This window comes from Soehngenia longivitae, from assembly GCF_004684055.1.
Classification (GTDB): Bacteria; Bacillota; Clostridia; order Tissierellales; family Tissierellaceae; genus Soehngenia; species Soehngenia longivitae.
This window is the reverse complement of sequence record NZ_SRIB01000004.1, coordinates 71,359-89,730: the sequence shown is the minus strand read 5'-3', so window position 1 is coordinate 89,730 and position 18,372 is coordinate 71,359. Positions and strand designations below refer to the sequence as shown.

The 18,372-nt window shown below is 30.1% G+C and carries 14 protein-coding genes; 12 read left to right on the top strand and 2 right to left on the bottom strand.

The genetic code is table 11. The features are described 5' to 3' along the window. Positions 1–20: 20 nt before the first annotated feature. Complete coding sequence (locus tag E4100_RS04145; RefSeq protein ID WP_135270781.1) at positions 21–1,364, top strand: hemolysin family protein; 1,344 nt, start codon at positions 21–23, stop codon at positions 1,362–1,364. A gap of 209 nt (positions 1,365–1,573) precedes the next feature. Continuing rightward, entirely contained in the window at positions 1,574–2,983 is a 1,410-nt protein-coding gene (locus E4100_RS04140) for a sodium-dependent transporter (protein WP_135270780.1), read from the top strand. 40 nt (positions 2,984–3,023) lie between these two features. Here E4100_RS04140 and E4100_RS04135 read toward each other — a convergent pair whose 3' ends face one another. Then, the gene (locus E4100_RS04135) at positions 3,024–3,908 is read right to left on the bottom strand and encodes a peptidylprolyl isomerase (RefSeq protein ID WP_135270779.1); all 885 of its coding nucleotides are present in this window, start codon (positions 3,906–3,908) and stop codon (positions 3,024–3,026) included. 153 nt (positions 3,909–4,061) lie between these two features. On the opposite strand from E4100_RS04135, the gene E4100_RS04130 reads away from it, so the two are divergent. From E4100_RS04130 to ftsH, 7 genes are all read left to right on the top strand, one after another. Further along, entirely contained in the window at positions 4,062–5,810 is a 1,749-nt protein-coding gene (locus E4100_RS04130) for a bifunctional diguanylate cyclase/phosphohydrolase (protein WP_135270778.1), read from the top strand. A 26-nt stretch (positions 5,811–5,836) separates the two neighbouring features. Next, positions 5,837–6,376, top strand: a complete 540-nt coding sequence (locus E4100_RS04125) for a GNAT family N-acetyltransferase (protein ID WP_135270777.1) — start codon at positions 5,837–5,839, stop codon at positions 6,374–6,376. 2 nt (positions 6,377–6,378) lie between these two features. Next, the gene (locus E4100_RS04120) at positions 6,379–8,463 is read left to right on the top strand and encodes a glucosaminidase domain-containing protein (RefSeq protein WP_135270776.1); all 2,085 of its coding nucleotides are present in this window, start codon (positions 6,379–6,381) and stop codon (positions 8,461–8,463) included. An 83-nt stretch (positions 8,464–8,546) separates the two neighbouring features. Continuing rightward, positions 8,547–8,777: a glutaredoxin family protein gene (locus tag E4100_RS09535; RefSeq protein WP_135270775.1), complete on the top strand. Its 231-nt coding sequence runs from the start codon at positions 8,547–8,549 to the stop codon at positions 8,775–8,777. A gap of 112 nt (positions 8,778–8,889) precedes the next feature. After that, positions 8,890–12,594: an efflux RND transporter permease subunit gene (locus tag E4100_RS04110; RefSeq protein WP_135270774.1), complete on the top strand. Its 3,705-nt coding sequence runs from the start codon at positions 8,890–8,892 to the stop codon at positions 12,592–12,594. Further along, positions 12,584–13,192 carry a TetR/AcrR family transcriptional regulator gene (locus E4100_RS04105; RefSeq protein ID WP_135270773.1) on the top strand — a complete coding sequence of 203 codons (609 nt, stop codon included), beginning with the start codon at positions 12,584–12,586 and terminating at the stop codon, positions 13,190–13,192. The genes E4100_RS04110 and E4100_RS04105 overlap by 11 nt, the downstream gene beginning before the upstream one ends. 9 nt (positions 13,193–13,201) lie before the next feature. After that, the gene (ftsH, locus tag E4100_RS04100; RefSeq protein WP_135270772.1) at positions 13,202–15,040 is read left to right on the top strand and encodes an ATP-dependent zinc metalloprotease FtsH; all 1,839 of its coding nucleotides are present in this window, start codon (positions 13,202–13,204) and stop codon (positions 15,038–15,040) included. On the opposite strand, the gene mnmH is transcribed toward ftsH, so the two are convergent. Further along, positions 15,037–16,068: a tRNA 2-selenouridine(34) synthase MnmH gene (gene mnmH / locus E4100_RS04095; RefSeq protein WP_135270771.1), complete on the bottom strand. Its 1,032-nt coding sequence runs from the start codon at positions 16,066–16,068 to the stop codon at positions 15,037–15,039. The genes ftsH and mnmH overlap by 4 nt on opposite strands. Positions 16,069–16,154: 86 nt before the next feature. On the opposite strand from mnmH, the gene E4100_RS04090 reads away from it, so the two are divergent. Genes E4100_RS04090 through E4100_RS04080 form a run of 3 tightly spaced genes read left to right on the top strand, consistent with a single transcriptional unit; the run spans position 16,155 to position 18,267 of the window. Further along, a complete protein-coding gene (locus tag E4100_RS04090; RefSeq protein WP_135270770.1) occupies positions 16,155–17,003 on the top strand; it encodes a DMT family transporter in 849 nt (282 codons plus the stop codon). A 15-nt stretch (positions 17,004–17,018) separates the two neighbouring features. After that, complete coding sequence (locus tag E4100_RS04085; protein WP_135270769.1) at positions 17,019–17,771, top strand: acyl-[acyl-carrier-protein] thioesterase; 753 nt, start codon at positions 17,019–17,021, stop codon at positions 17,769–17,771. Beyond that, on the top strand, positions 17,761–18,267 hold the full coding sequence (locus tag E4100_RS04080) for a methylglyoxal synthase (RefSeq protein ID WP_135270768.1): 507 nt from the start codon (positions 17,761–17,763) through the stop codon (positions 18,265–18,267). Before E4100_RS04085 ends, E4100_RS04080 begins: the two co-directional genes overlap by 11 nt. Positions 18,268–18,372: the final 105 nt, after the last annotated feature.

Genomic DNA, 18,372 nt, shown 5'->3' with positions numbered 1-18,372 from the left:
ATGTTAAAGGAGTGTTGAATTTGTCAGAAAGTGAAGCCAATATAGTTGGAAGACTTATATTAATATTATTTTTAACATTAGTAAATGCTTTTTTTGCGGCCTCTGAAATGGCAATAGTTTCTGCTGATAGATATAGGTTATCTTCAAAAGCTGATGAAGGAGATAATAAAGCAAAATTAATACTTGATATTTTGAATGAACCATCGAAATTTCTATCATCGATCCAAGTGGGAATAACTTTTGCTGGATTTTTTTCATCAGCTTCTGCAGCGGTTAGCATTTCAAAAGTATTGGGAGATTTCCTAGCAGAGTTTTCTATACCATTTGCACAAGATTTATCTTTCATAGTAATCACTTTATTGTTATCGTACATAACATTAGTATTTGGGGAGCTTGTACCAAAGAGAATTGCCCTAAAAAATCCTGAAAAATTTGCAATGTTTGTTGTTAAACCAATATCAAGTTTTTCGAAAATCATGAAACCATTTGTAAATTTTTTATCTTTTTCAACCAATAAAATACTTCAAATTATTGGTTTTAACCAAGAAAATATTGAGCAAAAAATCACAATAGAGGAAATCAGTTCATTAATTGAAGTTGGCCATGAACAAGGAGTTATAAACCCGATTGAACGGGATATGATAAAAAGTGTCATAAGTTTTGATAATAGTAAAGCTTCTGAAATAATGACGCCGAGAACAGAAGTTTTTATGATTGACATTAATAGAGATATTAAAGATTACATCGAGGAATTATTGAATTTAAAATATTCAAGAATACCTGTTTATAAAGAAGATATTGACAATATAATAGGAATTCTGTATTTAAAAGATTATTTACTTGAGGCATACAAATATGGATTTTATGATGTAAATATATTAAATATATTGAGAGAACCTTATTTCGTTCCTGAAAATAAATCTATAGACGAATTGTTTATAGATATGAAACGAAAGAAAATCCACATGGCAATACTTATTGATGAGTATGGAGGTTTTTCTGGAATTGTAACTATGGAGGATTTGATTGAAGAAATTGTAGGAGACATTGATGACGAATATGATTACGATGAGCCAGATATTTTGCAGTTGAGTAACAATTCATATTTAGTGAGAGGATCTACTTCAATTAGAGAATTAAATAATTTATTAGATTTAGAGATAATAGATGAAGAAAATGAATTTTATGACACTGTGGGGGGTTTTTTGATATATAAATTAGGATATATTCCTGAGGACAATAGTAAGGTATCAATTACAGAACAAGACGTTATTTTTACAATAGAAGAAATAAAAGAAAAAAAGATTGAGAAAGTAAAGATTGAATTGACAAAACAATTTGAAAATAAGAAACTAGAGAGCTAAATTGCTCTCTAGTTTCTTTATAAAGCAAATTATTTTTTTCTCTTTATCTTTAAGTTAAGATATTGAAACATAGTGAAATAACTAACAAACATTTCAAAATAATCAGAAAAATATATAGACAAAACCAAAAAATTGTATTAATATATTTTCATAGCAATGTAATACTATAAAACAAAACAGTGCTAAATAATAATTAAGGAGGAAAAAGGATGGAGGGTAAACAAAGAGATAATTGGAGTAGTAGAATTGGATTTATATTTGCTGCAGCAGGTTCAGCCGTAGGATTAGGAAATATTTGGAGATTTCCATATTTAGCTGCAGAAAATGGCGGTAGCGCATTTATTTTTATTTATTTGTTATTTGTACTTGGAATTGGTTTAAACGTAATGATTGCAGAATTTGCTATAGGAAGACGAACTCAATTGGCAGCTGTAGGAGCATACAAGAAATTAGACAAGAGATTTACTTTTGCGGGTGTTATTGGTGTTTTGAGTGCATTTCTTATAATGGGATTTTATCCAGTTGTCGGCGGATGGTCTGTCGCGTATATTGTTAAATCATTTACTGGACTTTTATCTGATCAAGCATTGATTGCTGATGCTTTTGGTGGCTTTATTACAAGTTCGTATGAACCACTTTTATGGATGCTCTTATATATGGCTATTAATATATATATAGTAGCAAAAGGTGTAACAAGTGGTATTGAAAAAGCAGGGAAGATCCTGATGCCTACATTGTTAGTTCTATTTATTTTTGTAGCTATAAGGAGTGTAACTCTTGATGGAGCATTTGAAGGATTAAAATTCTTATTTAAACCTGATTTTAGCAAAGTTACAGGGGAAACTTTTTTAGCCGCTTTAGGTCAACAATTTTTTTCATTGAGTTTAGGCATGGGCTGCATGATAACATATGGTAGCTATATAAGCAAAAAAGAAGCATTGCCAAAGAATGCTCTTATAATAACTCTTATTGATACATCAGTAGCTATATTGGCAAGTATAGCAATAATTCCAGCTCTTTTCGCATTTGGGTTAGAAGTAAACCAAGGCCCTGGACTAGTATTTATAGTAGTTCCTCAGATATTTGCTGGAATGGGGGCTTTAGGGCCTATAATATCTGCAATATTCTTTATCGCACTAGCGATTGCGGCATTAACATCATCAATATCATTATTAGAAGTAGTAGTTGCTTACTTAATTGATGAGAGAAAGATGAAAAGAAAGAATGCTGTTGCAGTTACTGGTCTAGTAATGACCGTTATGTCAGTTTTATCATCTTTATCTTTAGGTGCATTTCCTAGCTTAAAGCTTTTTGGCGTAGCAGTTTTCGATTTCTTTGATATAATAACTGATAAAATATTCTTAGCAATTGGTGGGTTATTGATAGCTTTATTCGTTGGTTGGTTCATGAAGAAAGAGGATATGAAAGATGAACTAACAAACGGAGGCACACTAGAATTTGGACTATTCAATGTCTGGTATACTCTTATAAAATATGTCGTTCCTGTTGCGATAGCATTGGTAGCAATCTTTGGAATCATAGCAATAGAGCAAACAAGTCTGATGATATTTGGATTACTAGTAATATTAGTATTAGCGATATTTTCTAAGAAGCTATAAAAAAAATCACCCTAATGCATTAGGGTGATTTTTTTATAGTCTAATTTGTTTTTAAGTTATTTTTTATCGTGTATTTTGTTTGTACATTTTGATACCAAGTTGGATATTGTTCTTGAATTTTTTGATCTTTTAATATTTCTCTTATTTCTTCTTTGGAATCTTCTAAAGTTGCTACCTTAGCTTCTTTTTTATCTGTTACTTTTATAATATGATATCCATAAGTGGTTTTAATTGGTTCACTAATTTCATCTTTATTTAATGAAAATGCTGCGTTAGAAAATTCTTCAACCATTTCATCTTTTGTAAAGTAGCCTAAATCTCCACCATTTGTTGCAGTTGCTGTATCTGTTGAATATTCTTTAGCTAGGTCCTCAAAAGAATCGCCAGATTGAATTTTCGCCAATACATCTTTTGCTTCTTCTTCAGTATCTAAAAGAATATGACTGGCTTTAACTTGTTCAGCTTCATTAAAATCATCTTTATTCTCTTCAAAATATGCTTCTATTTCCTCATCTGTAATTGTTATAGATGGTTCAATTAAAGCTTCTATGCTAAGATTCATTTTTATATTTTTTAAAAATTCATCTTTTGTATACCCATAATATGCTAGAGCTTGCTCCATAGTAGCTTCATCGCCATAAGATTCAACAGCTTTTTGATATTCAGCATCTATTTGGTCTTGCGTAATCTCTATATTGTTTTCTTCTAGCTCTAATTCTATTATTTTGTCTAGTATTAAAGCGTTTAATGCCTCATCCCCATTTTGACTAACTAAATAGTCATAAAACTCTTCTTTTGTAATTTTAACATCATTTACCTCAGCCACTATCTCATCTGAACTAGAGCTACTACAACCTATAAGTAAAATACTAGTTATACTAATTAGAAGTAGCAAAACAACTAATTTTTTTGCATTAAATTTCATTATATTTCTCCTCTCATCAATTAATTACTATGTAAGTATAACACAAAAACAATTTAAATTCATAACATATTTGTGAAATTTAGATGAAAATTCTTTATAAGATGGAAATTGGGTATATAAAATAAAATAAATAAACTTTAAGGGGTCCTAATTATGGATAAATTAGGTGAAAGAACAAAGAATAATAAATTTGAATACGCATTAATACAAGCCCTATTAGATAAAGATACTATATGTGGGTTTGATTTAATTGAATCAAGTATAGGATTTGATGATGTCTGTAAGGTCTTTTTTAAAACTTGTAATTCAGAATTAAACTATTCGGACAATATAGATTTTTATGACTTATATAATTACATAAGTGATAATTTAAAATCAAATTACATTATAAAGGATAACATGGTTTACATCATGAAATTATTACCATTGCAAGCGTATAAATATATGATTATTATTGAAATCTATGATTTAATCAATACTATTAATGAGATCATAGATATGAAAATTAAAGAATTACCATTTGCATTTTACATTATAGACTTAGATACAAAAATTCCTTTCTATTTTTCAGAAAATTTTAATAGTTTTTTTGGAATTAACAAGAATCATGAGAATATAGATTTAATGTATTATTTAGATGAATTGGAAGATAAGGAAAACAGAGAGTTTAGAGAAATTAGAGTTGCAAATGCAATTAAAAATGAAGAGCATTATATGATAAAATATCAAATTTTAAATGATTCTAATAAATATAAGTATTTATTAGAAATAGGATTTCCAATAGTAGACAAACAACATCATATAAATTACATGGTTACTATTTTAATGGATTTGTCAAAAGTAGAAAAATCTAAATTAGATGAAGAAAGTTTTGTAAATATAGATAAATTATCAAATGTTTATAATAGAAACTATCTAGACATTATAACAAAAAGTATAAATGAAGATAGGTTTATACCATTATCCATTATTTTTGCAGACATAGATGGACTTAAATTTGTAAATGACGGGTTTGGACACGTATATGGTGATAAGTTAATAAAAGACGTTGCTCAAATATTAAAGAATTCTACTAGAAATAGTGATATAATTATAAGATATGGAGGAGATGAATTTATAATTTTTCTTCCAAACACTGACAAAAAAGAATGCAATAAAGTAATTGAGAGAATTAAAAAGAATATTGAAGGATTCAATAGTTCTAATCAATTAAACCCTATAAAAATTAGTTTGTCAATTGGTGGGCATACTATGGATTCGTTTGAATCCGGTATAGAAGAAAGTATAGAAATAGCAGAAGATTTAATGTATACTGAAAAATTAAATCGAAGAAAAAATCTACAGAAGACTTATATTGAAGCGATCAGAGAAGTATTAGAATATAAAGAGCCGACACCATATGATTTAAGTGAATTTTTTGATGACTTAATTTTAAAACTTGGAATAAAACTTGGTTGGGAACAAGACTTAATAGATATGATTACTACACTTTGCTCAGTAAATGATGTTGGGAAAATAACCATAGATTCTGAAATATTGAATAAACCTGAAAAACTAACTGACGATGAGTGGGAGATTATTAAAAAACATCCAGAGATGGGATATAGAATAGCAATGGCATCTAAGGAATTATCCAATATAGCAGATTATATTTTGTACCATCATGAAAGATGGGATGGAAAAGGATATCCAAGGGGGATAAGTGGTGAATCAATACCCCTATATTCAAGGATAGCATCTATAATTGATGCTTTTGATTCTATGATTAAAGATAAACCGTACAAGAAAAAGCTTACTATTGAACAAGCAATTGAAGAAATACGTAAAAATTCTGGTACGCAATTTGACCCAAATTTAGTAGATATCTTAATAGATATTATCAAAGAGGATTTTAGGAGATAAAAACAATATAGTAAGGATGTGGTAAATTGAAAGATATAGAGACGGATAGATTAATACTTAGGAGATTTAAATTATCAGATTTAAGCGATTTTTATGAATATGCTAAAAATCCAAATGTTGGGCCAAATGCTGGTTGGGATTTTCATAAATCAAAAGAAGAATCATTACTGATTTTAAGAAATTTTATTTTAAGTGATGAAGTATGGGCAATTGAATTGAAAACTGAAAAGAAAGTCATTGGCTCCATTGGATTACATAGAGACAGAAAAAGGGATAACAAAGAAGCAAAAATGCTAGGGTATGTCTTAAGCGAAAATTATTGGGGAAAGGGTTACGCTACTGAAGCTTCAAAGGCTCTTATAGAATATGCTTTTATGGAATTATCTACCGATATTCTTTCTGTTTACCACTACCCTTTTAATGAAAGATCAAAAAATGTTATTTTAAAATGTGGATTTGTTTATGAAGGAACTTTGAGAAAAGCTACAGTTAACTATGACGGGAATATCTATGACGATTGTTGTTATTCAATGACAAGGGAAGAATTTTTTATGCAAAGGGGATAAGGATGAATAAATATAATAAACATAATAAATATTTAGTTATAATTACAATGTTTTTAATACTAGCATTTACTGGTTGCAATGAAAGCCAAGCAGCTGAATTAAAAATACTAATCGATGGTAAAGATTATACACAATTAGCACAACCAATCATTAGAGATGACAGAACTTTAGTCCCAATAAGGTTTATCACAGAAAATTTAGGCGGGGATGTTGAGTGGGATGAATCAAATAGACGTGTTTTTGCAAAGATGGGTGAAAGATCAATTGGCTTAGTGATAGATAGCCAAATTGTAAAATATGACGATTTGGATTATGAAGTAATTGATACTAAACCAATAATACACAATAATCTTACTTATGTACCTATTAGAATTATGGGAGAAGCTTTTAACATAGGCATTAAATACAATGAAGCCACAAAGACCGTTGAGATAAATTCGCAAAATAGCTCTAATAGAAATAAGTATTATGATTTAGATATATTGTCTATTAAAAATAATCAAATAATTAATGGAAGAACCAATATTACTTATAAAATAGGGGGAAATATCAAAAATGATACTAGCTACATCAGACTACTAGTTCTTGATCCTAATAACCATACAGGACATGTGGCTTTTCAGTCAAAATTAATCGACGATATGATAGAATTTCTTCCATATACAGAACACAATGGAGAAAAAATACTAGTCTTAGCTGCATATGATGCTAATAACAAGTTATTAGCTGCTTCAGCTGAAAAAGTAATAATTGATGTAAATCCCCAAATATCGATATTGGAGTTAGAAAATAATAATGAATTTAGAAATCAATTAAAATTAACTCCACAGACTAATTTTTCATTATTAAAAGTAGAATATGTTCTTACTAATATAACAACTGGGAAAATTAAAACTTTAGATAATTTTGATCCATACGGGACTACTACTTGGGCACCTAATTATAATGAAAAGGGTGATTATTTAATAACTGTAAATGCTTACGATTTAAATTCAAATATAGTGGCAAGCAAAGATTATGATATCTCTATTGGTGTAGATAAGTCTTTGTCTTTAACGGGGGTTAAAGAAAATTCTATCGTAAATAAACCAATTACACTTAATGCAGTAAGAAATTTTGATTGTATAGAAACACAATATGTTTTAAGAGCTCCAAATACGAATACAGAAAAAATATTAACTACGATTCCTTATGGGAGTTTTAAATACATTCCTTCACCAAGTGACTCTGGAGAAAAAGAATTATTAGTGAGAGTAAAAGATACTTCTGGAAAACAAATAAATTCTAAGCCTATTAAAGTTGTCATAGATGGCAAGCCAAGTCTTTATTTGAACGGAATTGGACCTAATGAAGTTGTACTTTCTAATGGCAAGTCCATTAATGTTTTAAGCAATGTAAAAGTTAGTGATGTAAAATTCGTTTTCATCAATAGCGAAAAAAATATTAAGAAAATAATAACTGCAAATAATTTTGAAAGTCAATTTAAACCATTAGCTAATGAAACTGGAAATTGGTATGTATATGCTACTGCAAACTATAATGGGAATTTAATAGAAAGTGAAAAAATTAATTTCAAAGTATACACTGGTAATGTTTATGGACCATATAGCATTACAGAAAAGAACAATTACATCAATTTTGTCACTAATTTAGCAAAAAATTCAAACAATAAATTAATTTCTCAGTCTTTTAAAATAGCACAATCTATCTTAGAAACTGGTTGGGGACAAAGTGTTCCTTCGGATAAATACAGTGGGCAAAAGTCTAATAATTTATTTGGAATAAAAAGTAAGAATAATGAACCTTATATAATTTCAACAACTTGGGAAGTATATAATGGAGTAAGATATGTAGTGGATGCTAAGTTTAAAAAATACACCTCTCCACAGCAAAGTTGGGATGATCATATAAAGTTCTTATTAGATAATGATAGATATAATCCATTTGAAGATGTAATGAATGATCCTTATAAAGCAGCTTGGGCAATCAGGAGATCTGGTTATGCGACGGATCCATTATATTCTCTTAAAATTATTGATCTCATTCATAGATATAATTTGGATGAATTTGATAAAAAGATTTTTTGATTTTATAATTTATATTACATCAGAAATGTTTGAACATGCTAAAATGTTGGTATAATAATAAAAAGATAAACGGGGGGATTATCATGGATATTAAAATTTATTCAACTCCAACTTGACCTTGGTGTACTAAAGTAAAGGATTACTTAAGACAAAAAGGTATAAATTTTACTGAGTATGATGTTACAAAGGACTATGAAAAAGCTGTTGAAATGGTTCAAAAATCTGGGCAAAGAGGAGTGCCAGTAATCGACATTGGAGGCAATATCATAGTCGGTTTCGATAAAGCTAGGATTGATGAATTATTAGGTTTATAGAAAGTGGATTTCCACTTTCTATAAATTTTTTTATTTTCGTTGACAAACAAAAGATTAAATTTTATAATTAAGCATGACCGACCAGTCAGTCAAAAAATAAAGGAGGACTAAAATGCTACCAAAATCAAGTGTAAAAAGGCCTTATACAGTAATTGTTGCAGTAATACTCGTACTTGTGTTAGGGGCCGTTTCATTTATGAACTTAAAGACAGATTTATTACCTAATCTAGAACTGCCTTATGTTGTAATAATGACGGTGTATCCAGGCGCAAGTCCTGAGGAAGTAGAAGTAGCTGTGACTAGACCAATTGAACAGGCAGTTTCTACAATTAATGATGTAAAAAATGTTGAGTCAACATCTAATGAAAACCAGTCAATGGTAATAATTGAATTCAATTCTACTGTGAATATGGATTCAGCTATAATAGAAATAAGTAGTAATCTTGATATGGTGAAAGCTGGATTTAATGATTATGTACAAAGCCCTATGGTAATGAGATTAAATCCTGATATGTTACCTATTATGGTTTCTTCAGTAGATATTGAAGGTAAGGATACAAGAGAAATTTCAAAGATTGTAAATGAAGAGATTATTCCTCAATTCGAGAGCGTTGCTGGTGTAGCATCTGTTACTGGTCAAGGATTGATTGAGGAAAATGTTGAAATTATGATTGATCAATCAAAGATTGATAATCTTAATAGCGAGATATTAAAAAAAGTAGATGCAAAATTAGCGGAAACAGAAAGTAGTTTAAATGATGGAAAGAAAGAAATAGAAAATGGATTAGCTCAAATAGACACAGAAAGAGAGCAACAATTAACTCAAATCAATCTTGGGTTAGAAACTGTTGTGAGTGCAAAAACAGAAATCAATAAGGCTGAAGAATCCATTAACAATGGCCTTCAAGAGCTATATTCTAATAAGAAAGTAATTGTAAATAGCATTGATGAAATTGATAATCAATTAGATAAATTAAAAATAATTGAAGCTGCGTTAATTGCTGGAGGGGGAACGAGTCCAGAGTATCCAGGACAAACTTTAGATTCTATTAGGGCTCAGAAAGATATACTAGAAGCTCAAAAAACTGAGCTAAGAAATTCTTTAGATACTATAAATGATAAAATTAGCGAATTAGATAAACAAAGTAAAGAGATACAAAATCAAAAAATGGATCTAATAGCTCAAGAAGCAAACCTGAATAATGCAAAATTGGCATTAACTACGCAACTTGACAATGCAAAGACAAACTTATTAAATGCTCAAAAAGAACTAGATGAAGGATATGCAGAATTTGAAAAAGCGCGAGAAGATGCCTTTAAACAAGCATCTTTAGACGGTGTGATTACTAAGGATATGATTTCCCAAATTCTATCAGCTCAGAATTTCTCAATGCCAGCAGGATACGTTAGCGACGAGGATCAGGAATATGTAGTTAAAATTGGGGATAAACTCTCTGATATTGAAGAAATTAAAAATCTATTGTTATTTGACACTGGCGATGACATGATAGGGAAGATATATTTAAGTGATGTTGCTGAAATAAATATGTTAAATAATTTAGACGAAAATTATACCAAGGTAAATAATAATGACGCTGTTATGCTAACAATGCAAAAGCAAAGCGATTATTCAACCAGTGAAGTTGCTAAAGGCATAAGAGATAAAATGGAAGAAATTTCAGCAAAGGATCCTTCTATTCATTTTACTCCGTTATTAGATCAAGGTATTTATATTGACATTGTAATAAATTCAGTATTAGATAATATCATTTATGGTGGTATATTAGCTATATTTGTGCTGTTTATATTTTTGAGGGATATAAGGCCAACTTTGATCATTGCGTTGGCGATACCAATTAGTATTGTGTTTGCAATTGCACTAATGTATTTTGGCAATATTAGCTTGAATGTTATCTCTCTTGCAGGATTGGCACTTGGTGTTGGAATGCTCGTTGACAATTCAATTGTTGCTATAGAAAATATTTATAGACTCAGAGGCGAGGGATATTCTTCTATAAAAGCTTCTGTTATTGGGGCTAATGAGATTGCTGGAGCAATAACTGCATCAACCTTGACAACTGCTGTAGTGTTTTTACCAATTGTATTTACTCAAGGGATTTCAAGACAATTATTCACTGATATGGGTTTAACAATTGCATTTTCGTTATTTGCTAGTTTGTTAGTAGCTTTAACATTGGTACCAACAATGTCATCAACAATATTAGCTAAGTCAAGCAGCAAAGAATCAAAGCTTTTTTATAAATTCATAAATATCTACGAAAAAATTCTAAGATGGACTTTAAAAAGAAAAGCTATAGTTTTGATTGTAGTAGCATTGCTGTTGGCTTTAAGTGGTGTTTTATCATATTCTAAGGGAACTGAATTTATTCCTGCAATGGAATCACCTCAGATGCTTGTCACTTTAGATGCTCCAAGTGAATATGATACAGATGAAGTCAAAGAACTTGGTAATTCTGTGGTAGCTGAAATTCTCAATTTAGAGGGAATAGATACTGTAGGAGCATTTTTAGGTGGCATACAAGGGTTTGGACAAAATACAAATCAAATTTCACTATACGTTCTCTTAGATGAGGAAAGTGGAGTTAAAAATAGTGAAATAAAAGCTGAGATAGAAAAAATAGCTAATGATATGGGCGTAAAATTGAATGTTTCTGAATCAAATATGGATATTTCTGCAATTGCAGGGTCAGGTATGGAAATTATAGTAAAAGGTCCTGAACTAGATACTTTAAATACTATATCTGAAGAAGTTATGGAAGTTATGAATTCTGTTGAAGGGATATCTAATGTTTCAAATGGACTAGATGATCAAAACAAAGAAATAAATATTACGGTAAATAAAGAATTAGCTATGGAAAACAATTTAACTGTAGCACAAGTATATGCTCAAATTTCTAATATAATATCAACACCTCGAGCAGCTACTACACTTTCAAATATTCAAGATGAATATCCGGTTATCGTAGTGGAAAGTGCAAGTAAAAATTTCACTAGATCTGATTTAGAAAATCTTGAATTAGAAATAACAAATTCTGATGATAAGATTAAACTTACTGAAATAGCAACCATAACCGAGTCTGATAGTATGAACTCAATTAATAGATCTAATCAATCGAGATATATATCTGTTACTGGGGATATTAAAACTGGCTACAATATTGGGATTTTAAGTAGAGAAATCGAGCAAAAATTAGACCAAATAAATGTTCCTGATGGATATGCAGTACAAATTGCTGGACAACAAGAGTTAATTACAAGCTCTATGCAAGACCTTGTAAATATGCTGATATTAGCAATAATATTCGTATATTTAATTATGGTAGCACAATTTCAATCACTTTTATTACCATTTATCGTCATGTTCACTGTACCGTTAGCTTTCACAGGAGGATTGTTTGCTTTATACTTTACAAATAAACCTATTAGTTTGATAGCAATGCTTGGGTTATTGATTTTGACTGGAGTGGTTGTAAATAATGGTATTGTGTTTGTTGATTACACTAATCAATTAAGAGATAAGGGCTTGGAAAAGAAAGAAGCTTTGGTTTTAGCTGGTAAAACACGTATGAGACCAATATTGATGACTGCGATTACTACCATTTTAGGCCTTATCACTTTATCGTTTGGAGTGGGAATGGGAGCAGAAATTTTACAGCCACTTGCACTAGTCGTGGTTGGAGGATTAAGTTACGCAACAATTTTGACTCTATTTGTAGTTCCATGTATGTATGATATTTTAGTAAGGGATAAGAGAAGAAAAGTTGCTGAATTAGAGGAGGAGCTAAATGAGATCTAATCAGTACTCGGATAAAGAAATTGCTGTATTTAACGGTTTAGTCGGATTGTTAAAACAAGGTAAAAGTCTGTACAAAATAAAAGTATCAGAAATAGCCAAAGCAGCAAATATTGGTAAGGGTACTATCTATGACTATTTTAGCAGTAAAGAAGAGGCCATATATCTGGCTCTTCTTTACTATTTAAACAATGAAATGACAAGAGTTGTGTCTGAGGTTGAAAGTACTTCTAGTTTTAAAAATAAAATCTATAAGTTATTAGACATAACGGAAGAAAATATTGAAAGCAAATACTCTTCACTTAAGACTGTATTATCAGCAAAAGATATTAGCTCTATGTATGATTTAATAGAAGGCAATGAAAATTTAATTGATTCATTTATTAACTACATGGGTAAAATAATGGAGTCTATTGTAACTGCAGGAGAAAATGAAGGGTACATCAATAAGTCATACTCATCTTATTATAAGAAATCTGCAATAAGATGTATTTTAATTGGATTTGCACAGTTTGTTAGTCATAAAGAATGTTATAAAGATGTAAATGTTGACTTAGCTAAAGAAGTAGCTTATACTCAATTGATAAAGATGTTAAGATAGGGTGAAAATATGAAAAAACCAAATAAACCTAAAAATCCTAAAAGACCGATTATTTTTTATTATTTAATTGCTTTAATAATTATAATAGTAATAAATTCCATCGTTCTGCCAAGGGTTTTAGGACCAGATGTGAAAGAAATTGATTATGGCAGTTTCTTAGATAAATTAGAAAAAGGCGAAATAGAAGAGGTAGAGGTAACAGACACAGAAATTTTTATTAAAGAGAAAACTGATCAAGATACAGTTTATACTACAGGATTAATAAATGATCCGGATTTAGTTAACAGGCTGTATGATTCAGGTGTCAAATTCACAAAGATAGTTTCTAATACGACTCCATCGATTTTTACGACAATAATCTCATGGACCATTTCCATTTTATTTTTTGTTTTACTAGGGAGATTATTAGGTAGAATGATGCAGAAAAGAATGGGTGGCGGAGATGTACTATCTATTGGCAAAAGTAATGCAAAGATATATGTGGAATCAAAAACTGGAAAGACTTTTGAAGATGTTGCAGGTCAAGAGGAAGCAAAAGATGCACTTAAGGAAATAGTAGATTTTTTGCATAATCCAGGGAAATACAAATCAATAGGTGCAAACCTTCCAAAAGGAGTTTTGTTAGTTGGCCCTCCTGGCACTGGAAAAACTTTACTTGCAAGAGCTGTGGCAGGTGAAGCAAATGTACCTTTCTTCTCAATCTCTGGTTCTGAATTTGTTCAAATGTTTGTTGGAATGGGTGCTGCGAAAGTTAGAGATTTATTTAAACAAGCTCAAGAAAAGGCCCCATGTATCGTATTTATCGATGAGATAGATACAATTGGAAAGAAAAGAGACGACTCTGGATTTAATAGCAATGATGAGAGGGAGCAAACATTAAATCAACTTCTGTCTGAAATGGATGGATTTGATGGGAAAGAAGGAGTAGTAATTTTAGCTGCAACAAATAGACCTGAGTCTTTAGATAAAGCACTATTAAGACCGGGAAGATTTGATAGAAGAATTCCAGTAGAACTTCCAGATTTAGCTGGTAGAGAAGCGATATTAAAAGTGCATGCTAAGAAAGTGAAAACAGACGATAACCTTGATTTTAATGCAATAGCAAGAGCTACTGCAGGAGCATCTGGTGCTGATTTAGCTAACATAATTAATGAAGCTGCTTTAAGGGCAGTGAGGATGGGCAGACAAAAAGTATCGCAAGAAGATTTAGATGAATCAGTAGAAGTTGTAATTGCGGGTTATCAGAGGAAAGGTGCTGTTATTTCAACGAAAGAGAAACGAATTATTGCATTTCACGAAATAGGACATGCTCTAGTTGCCGCTTTGCAAACTAATTCTGATCCGGTTCATAAAATTACTATTATACCAAGAACATCTGGTGCATTGGGCTATACTATGCAATTGGCAGAAGAAGAGAGCGTATTGATGTCTAAAGAAGAATTATTTAATAGAATTGTAACTATTACAGGAGGTAGAGCCGCTGAAGAAATTGTATTTGGCAGTATTACCTCAGGAGCCTCAAATGATATAGAGCAAGCGACTAAAATCGCTAGAGCAATGGTTACAAGATTTGGAATGAGTGAAGAATTTGATATGATGGCTTTAGAAACCGTAACATCAAAATACCTTTCTGCAGATCCAGCTTTAGCTTGTTCAGAGGAAACTTCTTCAAGGATAGATTCTGAAGTATTAAGAATTATAAAAGAAGCGCATGAGAAAGCAAAGGCGATTCTTAAAGATAATATGGAAAAGCTCATAGAGCTTGCTAACTATTTATTGGAAATGGAGACAATGACTGGAACTGAATTTATGAATATATTAAATAAAAAAGATGAAAGCTTTGCTTAGCTTTCATCTTTTTTAATATAGTCATATAATATTTTTGCAGTATCAGATGGGTTGTTATTTTCGAGAGTTAATGCGTATTCTTTTTTGTTTTTTTGGTAAAGCGGATCATAATAATATAATATTAAATCTTTAATAGCATCTTTGTAATTTTTGCTTTTAACTAAGTTGATTTTTTGATCAACCCAATAATTTCCCATACGATTTCTTAAGTTTTCCAAAGATTTTATGATATTCTCATCATCTCCACATATATAATCTTCATAGATGTTATCAATTCTATCTTCAATAGATGATGTAATATTAACGTGAATTCCATTTTTGATTTTATCGAATAACTTATCTGGTATTGTAGACTTTCCGATAGTTTTACTTTCACCTTCAACAAATAGTAAATTCGATTTACGATTATAAAGAATATCAAATATAAGCGATTCAAACATTTTTTGGCTATTTGGTTTATCTAAACCTACGCTTCCTAAAACAGAACCCCTATGATTTGCACAATACTCTAGGTCTAACACATCAGCACCTAATTTTTTCAATTCATTTAATACTTTTGTTTTGCCAGTACCTGTATTCCCATAAAGTACAACAAGTTCAATAGGTTCTATTAGGGAATTCAGGTTTTTATTGATGTAATTTCTATACCCCTTATACCCACCGATTAATTTATTTGCATTTATACCTATGCTTTGCATTAGAACTGTAATACTGGAACTTCTATACCCGCCTCTAGCACAAAAAAATATGAGGTTAGTATATTTATCTTGTAAAGAAAGTATTTCTTTAAAAATTGTAGGAAGTTTCCTAGACACATACTCTATACCTAATATTTTTGCTTCTTCCTTACTTACCTTTGTATAAGCATAGCCAACAGCTTCTCTTTCTTTGTCTGACAATATTGGAATATTTATTGAACCTGGTATTGTGTATTCTGAGAACTCAGACTCTGATCTCACATCAATCATTATATAATTTAAATTCTTATATTTACACAATAATTCTTCATAAGTTAAAGATATTTGCATAATTTACCTCTTTCAACTAGAAATTTCGCAATTAATATTATATACTTATTTTATTATTAGTAAAGTAATTTTAATTGGAGGACAATATGAAAGACATTCACAAAAAATCAGTACTTTACATAATATTATCTGCTGTTTTATTAAGCACAGGAGGAGTATTATTAAAATATGTTGATTTAAAGCCAATGGAAATCGCAGGAGCTAGAGCTATAGTTTCTTCTATAGTAGTATTTGCATATGTGAAAAAACCAAAATTCACATTTTCTAAAGCACAGGTAGCTGGTGCTATAAGTTATTCTATGATGGTTATAGGATTTATAGCAGCTAATAAACTTACTACAGCAGCAAATGCAATTGTACTTCAATATACAGCTCCTATTTGGGTAGCGATATTAAGTTACTTTATACTTAAGGAGAAAATACACTACTATGATGTGATGTCAATAGTATTTATTATTGTAGGTATGGTGTTAGTATTCTTTGATGACGTGGGAGGAGGAAACATAAAAGGAGATATCATAGCGATTATTAGTGGAATTTTCTTAGCTATAGTAACTATATCTTTAAGGTTTCAAAAAGATGAGTCCCCAGTTGAAACTACACTTTTAGGACATTTATTGACAGCTTTTATAGGAATATTTTTCTTATGGGGAGTACATTTTTCCCTAACAGATTTAATAGGGATATTATTATTAGGGATATTTCAATTAGGGATATCATATATATTATATTCAGAAGCTATAAAACATGTAAATGCTATTGAAGCTAGTGTTCTCATGTTTATTGAACCTATATTAAATCCTGTGTGGGTGTATTTGGCATTTGGAGAAAAACCTGGTAGTTTAGCTTTGATTGGCTGTCTTATTGTATTGGCAACAATATTAGTAAGATCCGTAATAGCTAGTAGAGCTAATAGACAAGATATAATTAATTAATATTAGGAGCTATATATGAAAAAATACTATAAGAATTATGTTATACCATATTATGATACAGGAACTAATAACTATTTAAAGCCAGAAATGATTTTATCATACATGGCAGAAACATCAACATGGCACATTGATTCACTTGGATTAGGTAATGATACTTTGGACAAATACAATTATGCATGGTTATTAAATAGGTGGGAAGTAGATATATCCGATTACCCTAGAGCAAAAGAAGAAGTCATAGTGTCTACGTGGACTACGGGATTTAATAAATTTTATGCTTATCGTGAGTTTATCATGAAATCAAGTGACAATATGGAATTAGCAAGAGCATCTACTATATGGATATTAGTTGATTCGATCACAAAAAAACCAAAGAGAATTCCTACCGAAATGATTCATATTTTTTCAACAAATAATGAAAAAATGGTTGAAAGAAAAGTAGATTTTAAGCATTACAATGATTATTTGTATTCAGAAGAAAAGAATATTTATATTAGAAAGTCTGACATAGATAATAATAATCATGTGAATAATGTTAAATATTTAGAATGGATGCTAGACTCAACTGATGATGATATATTAAATAATCATAATATAAAAAGCATATCTATTGAATACAAGAAAGAAGTTTTATATATTGATAAACCTTCAGTTCATTCACTTTTTAAAGTAGATAATAGCGAGATAACATCTAAGTATAAGATAACAACTGAAAATATTGACCATGCATATGGACAAATAATATGGAGGGAAATAGATGTTAAATAAAGAATTAGAAACAAAGGAAGAAATAATTAAAATGATGTCTAAAAAAAATATTGCTTTAATAGCACATGATAATATGAAAGATGATTTAATCAAATGGGTGAAAGCAAACAGAGATGAACTTTCAAAGCATAATTTATCTGGGACTGGAACTACTGCATCATTGGTCGAAAAAAATACTGGTTTAAATGTGAAAAAATATAAATCAGGGCCACTTGGGGGTGATCAGCAGATAGGTGCGAGAATAGCAGAAGGCGATATAGATTTTATGATATTTTTTTGGGATCCACTTGAAGCGCAACCACATGATCCTGATGTAAAAGCATTACTGAGAATAGCTGTTTTATATGATATTCCAGTAGCAAATAATAGAGCAACAGCTGATTTTTTGCTGTCATCATCTCTTATGAGTAAAGAATATGATAGGCACATATTAAGCACTGAGTATATTGCTGAGAGAAGGATAAACAAATTTAATAATGAGATAAAGACAGAATAATCAGAATAACATATTTAAATAATTATAAAATAATTTAATAAAATAGTTGATTTTTGAATGAATAGGTGTTACAATAATATTGAGCTTTAATTCAGGAGTAATAAA

Coding starts and splice junctions, on each gene's coding strand:
- E4100_RS04140 (WP_135270780.1), top strand. CDS start 1,574: ATGGAGGGTAAACAAAGAGATAATTGGAGTAGTAGAATTGGATTTATA.
- E4100_RS04130 (WP_135270778.1), top strand. CDS start 4,062: ATGGATAAATTAGGTGAAAGAACAAAGAATAATAAATTTGAATACGCA.
- E4100_RS04090 (WP_135270770.1), top strand. CDS start 16,155: ATGAAAGACATTCACAAAAAATCAGTACTTTACATAATATTATCTGCT.
- E4100_RS04080 (WP_135270768.1), top strand. CDS start 17,761: ATGTTAAATAAAGAATTAGAAACAAAGGAAGAAATAATTAAAATGATG.
- E4100_RS04085 (WP_135270769.1), top strand. CDS start 17,019: ATGAAAAAATACTATAAGAATTATGTTATACCATATTATGATACAGGA.
- E4100_RS04110 (WP_135270774.1), top strand. CDS start 8,890: ATGCTACCAAAATCAAGTGTAAAAAGGCCTTATACAGTAATTGTTGCA.
- ftsH (WP_135270772.1), top strand. CDS start 13,202: ATGAAAAAACCAAATAAACCTAAAAATCCTAAAAGACCGATTATTTTT.
- E4100_RS04105 (WP_135270773.1), top strand. CDS start 12,584: ATGAGATCTAATCAGTACTCGGATAAAGAAATTGCTGTATTTAACGGT.
- mnmH (WP_135270771.1), bottom strand. CDS start 16,068: ATGCAAATATCTTTAACTTATGAAGAATTATTGTGTAAATATAAGAAT.
- E4100_RS04120 (WP_135270776.1), top strand. CDS start 6,379: ATGAATAAATATAATAAACATAATAAATATTTAGTTATAATTACAATG.
- E4100_RS04135 (WP_135270779.1), bottom strand. CDS start 3,908: ATGAAATTTAATGCAAAAAAATTAGTTGTTTTGCTACTTCTAATTAGT.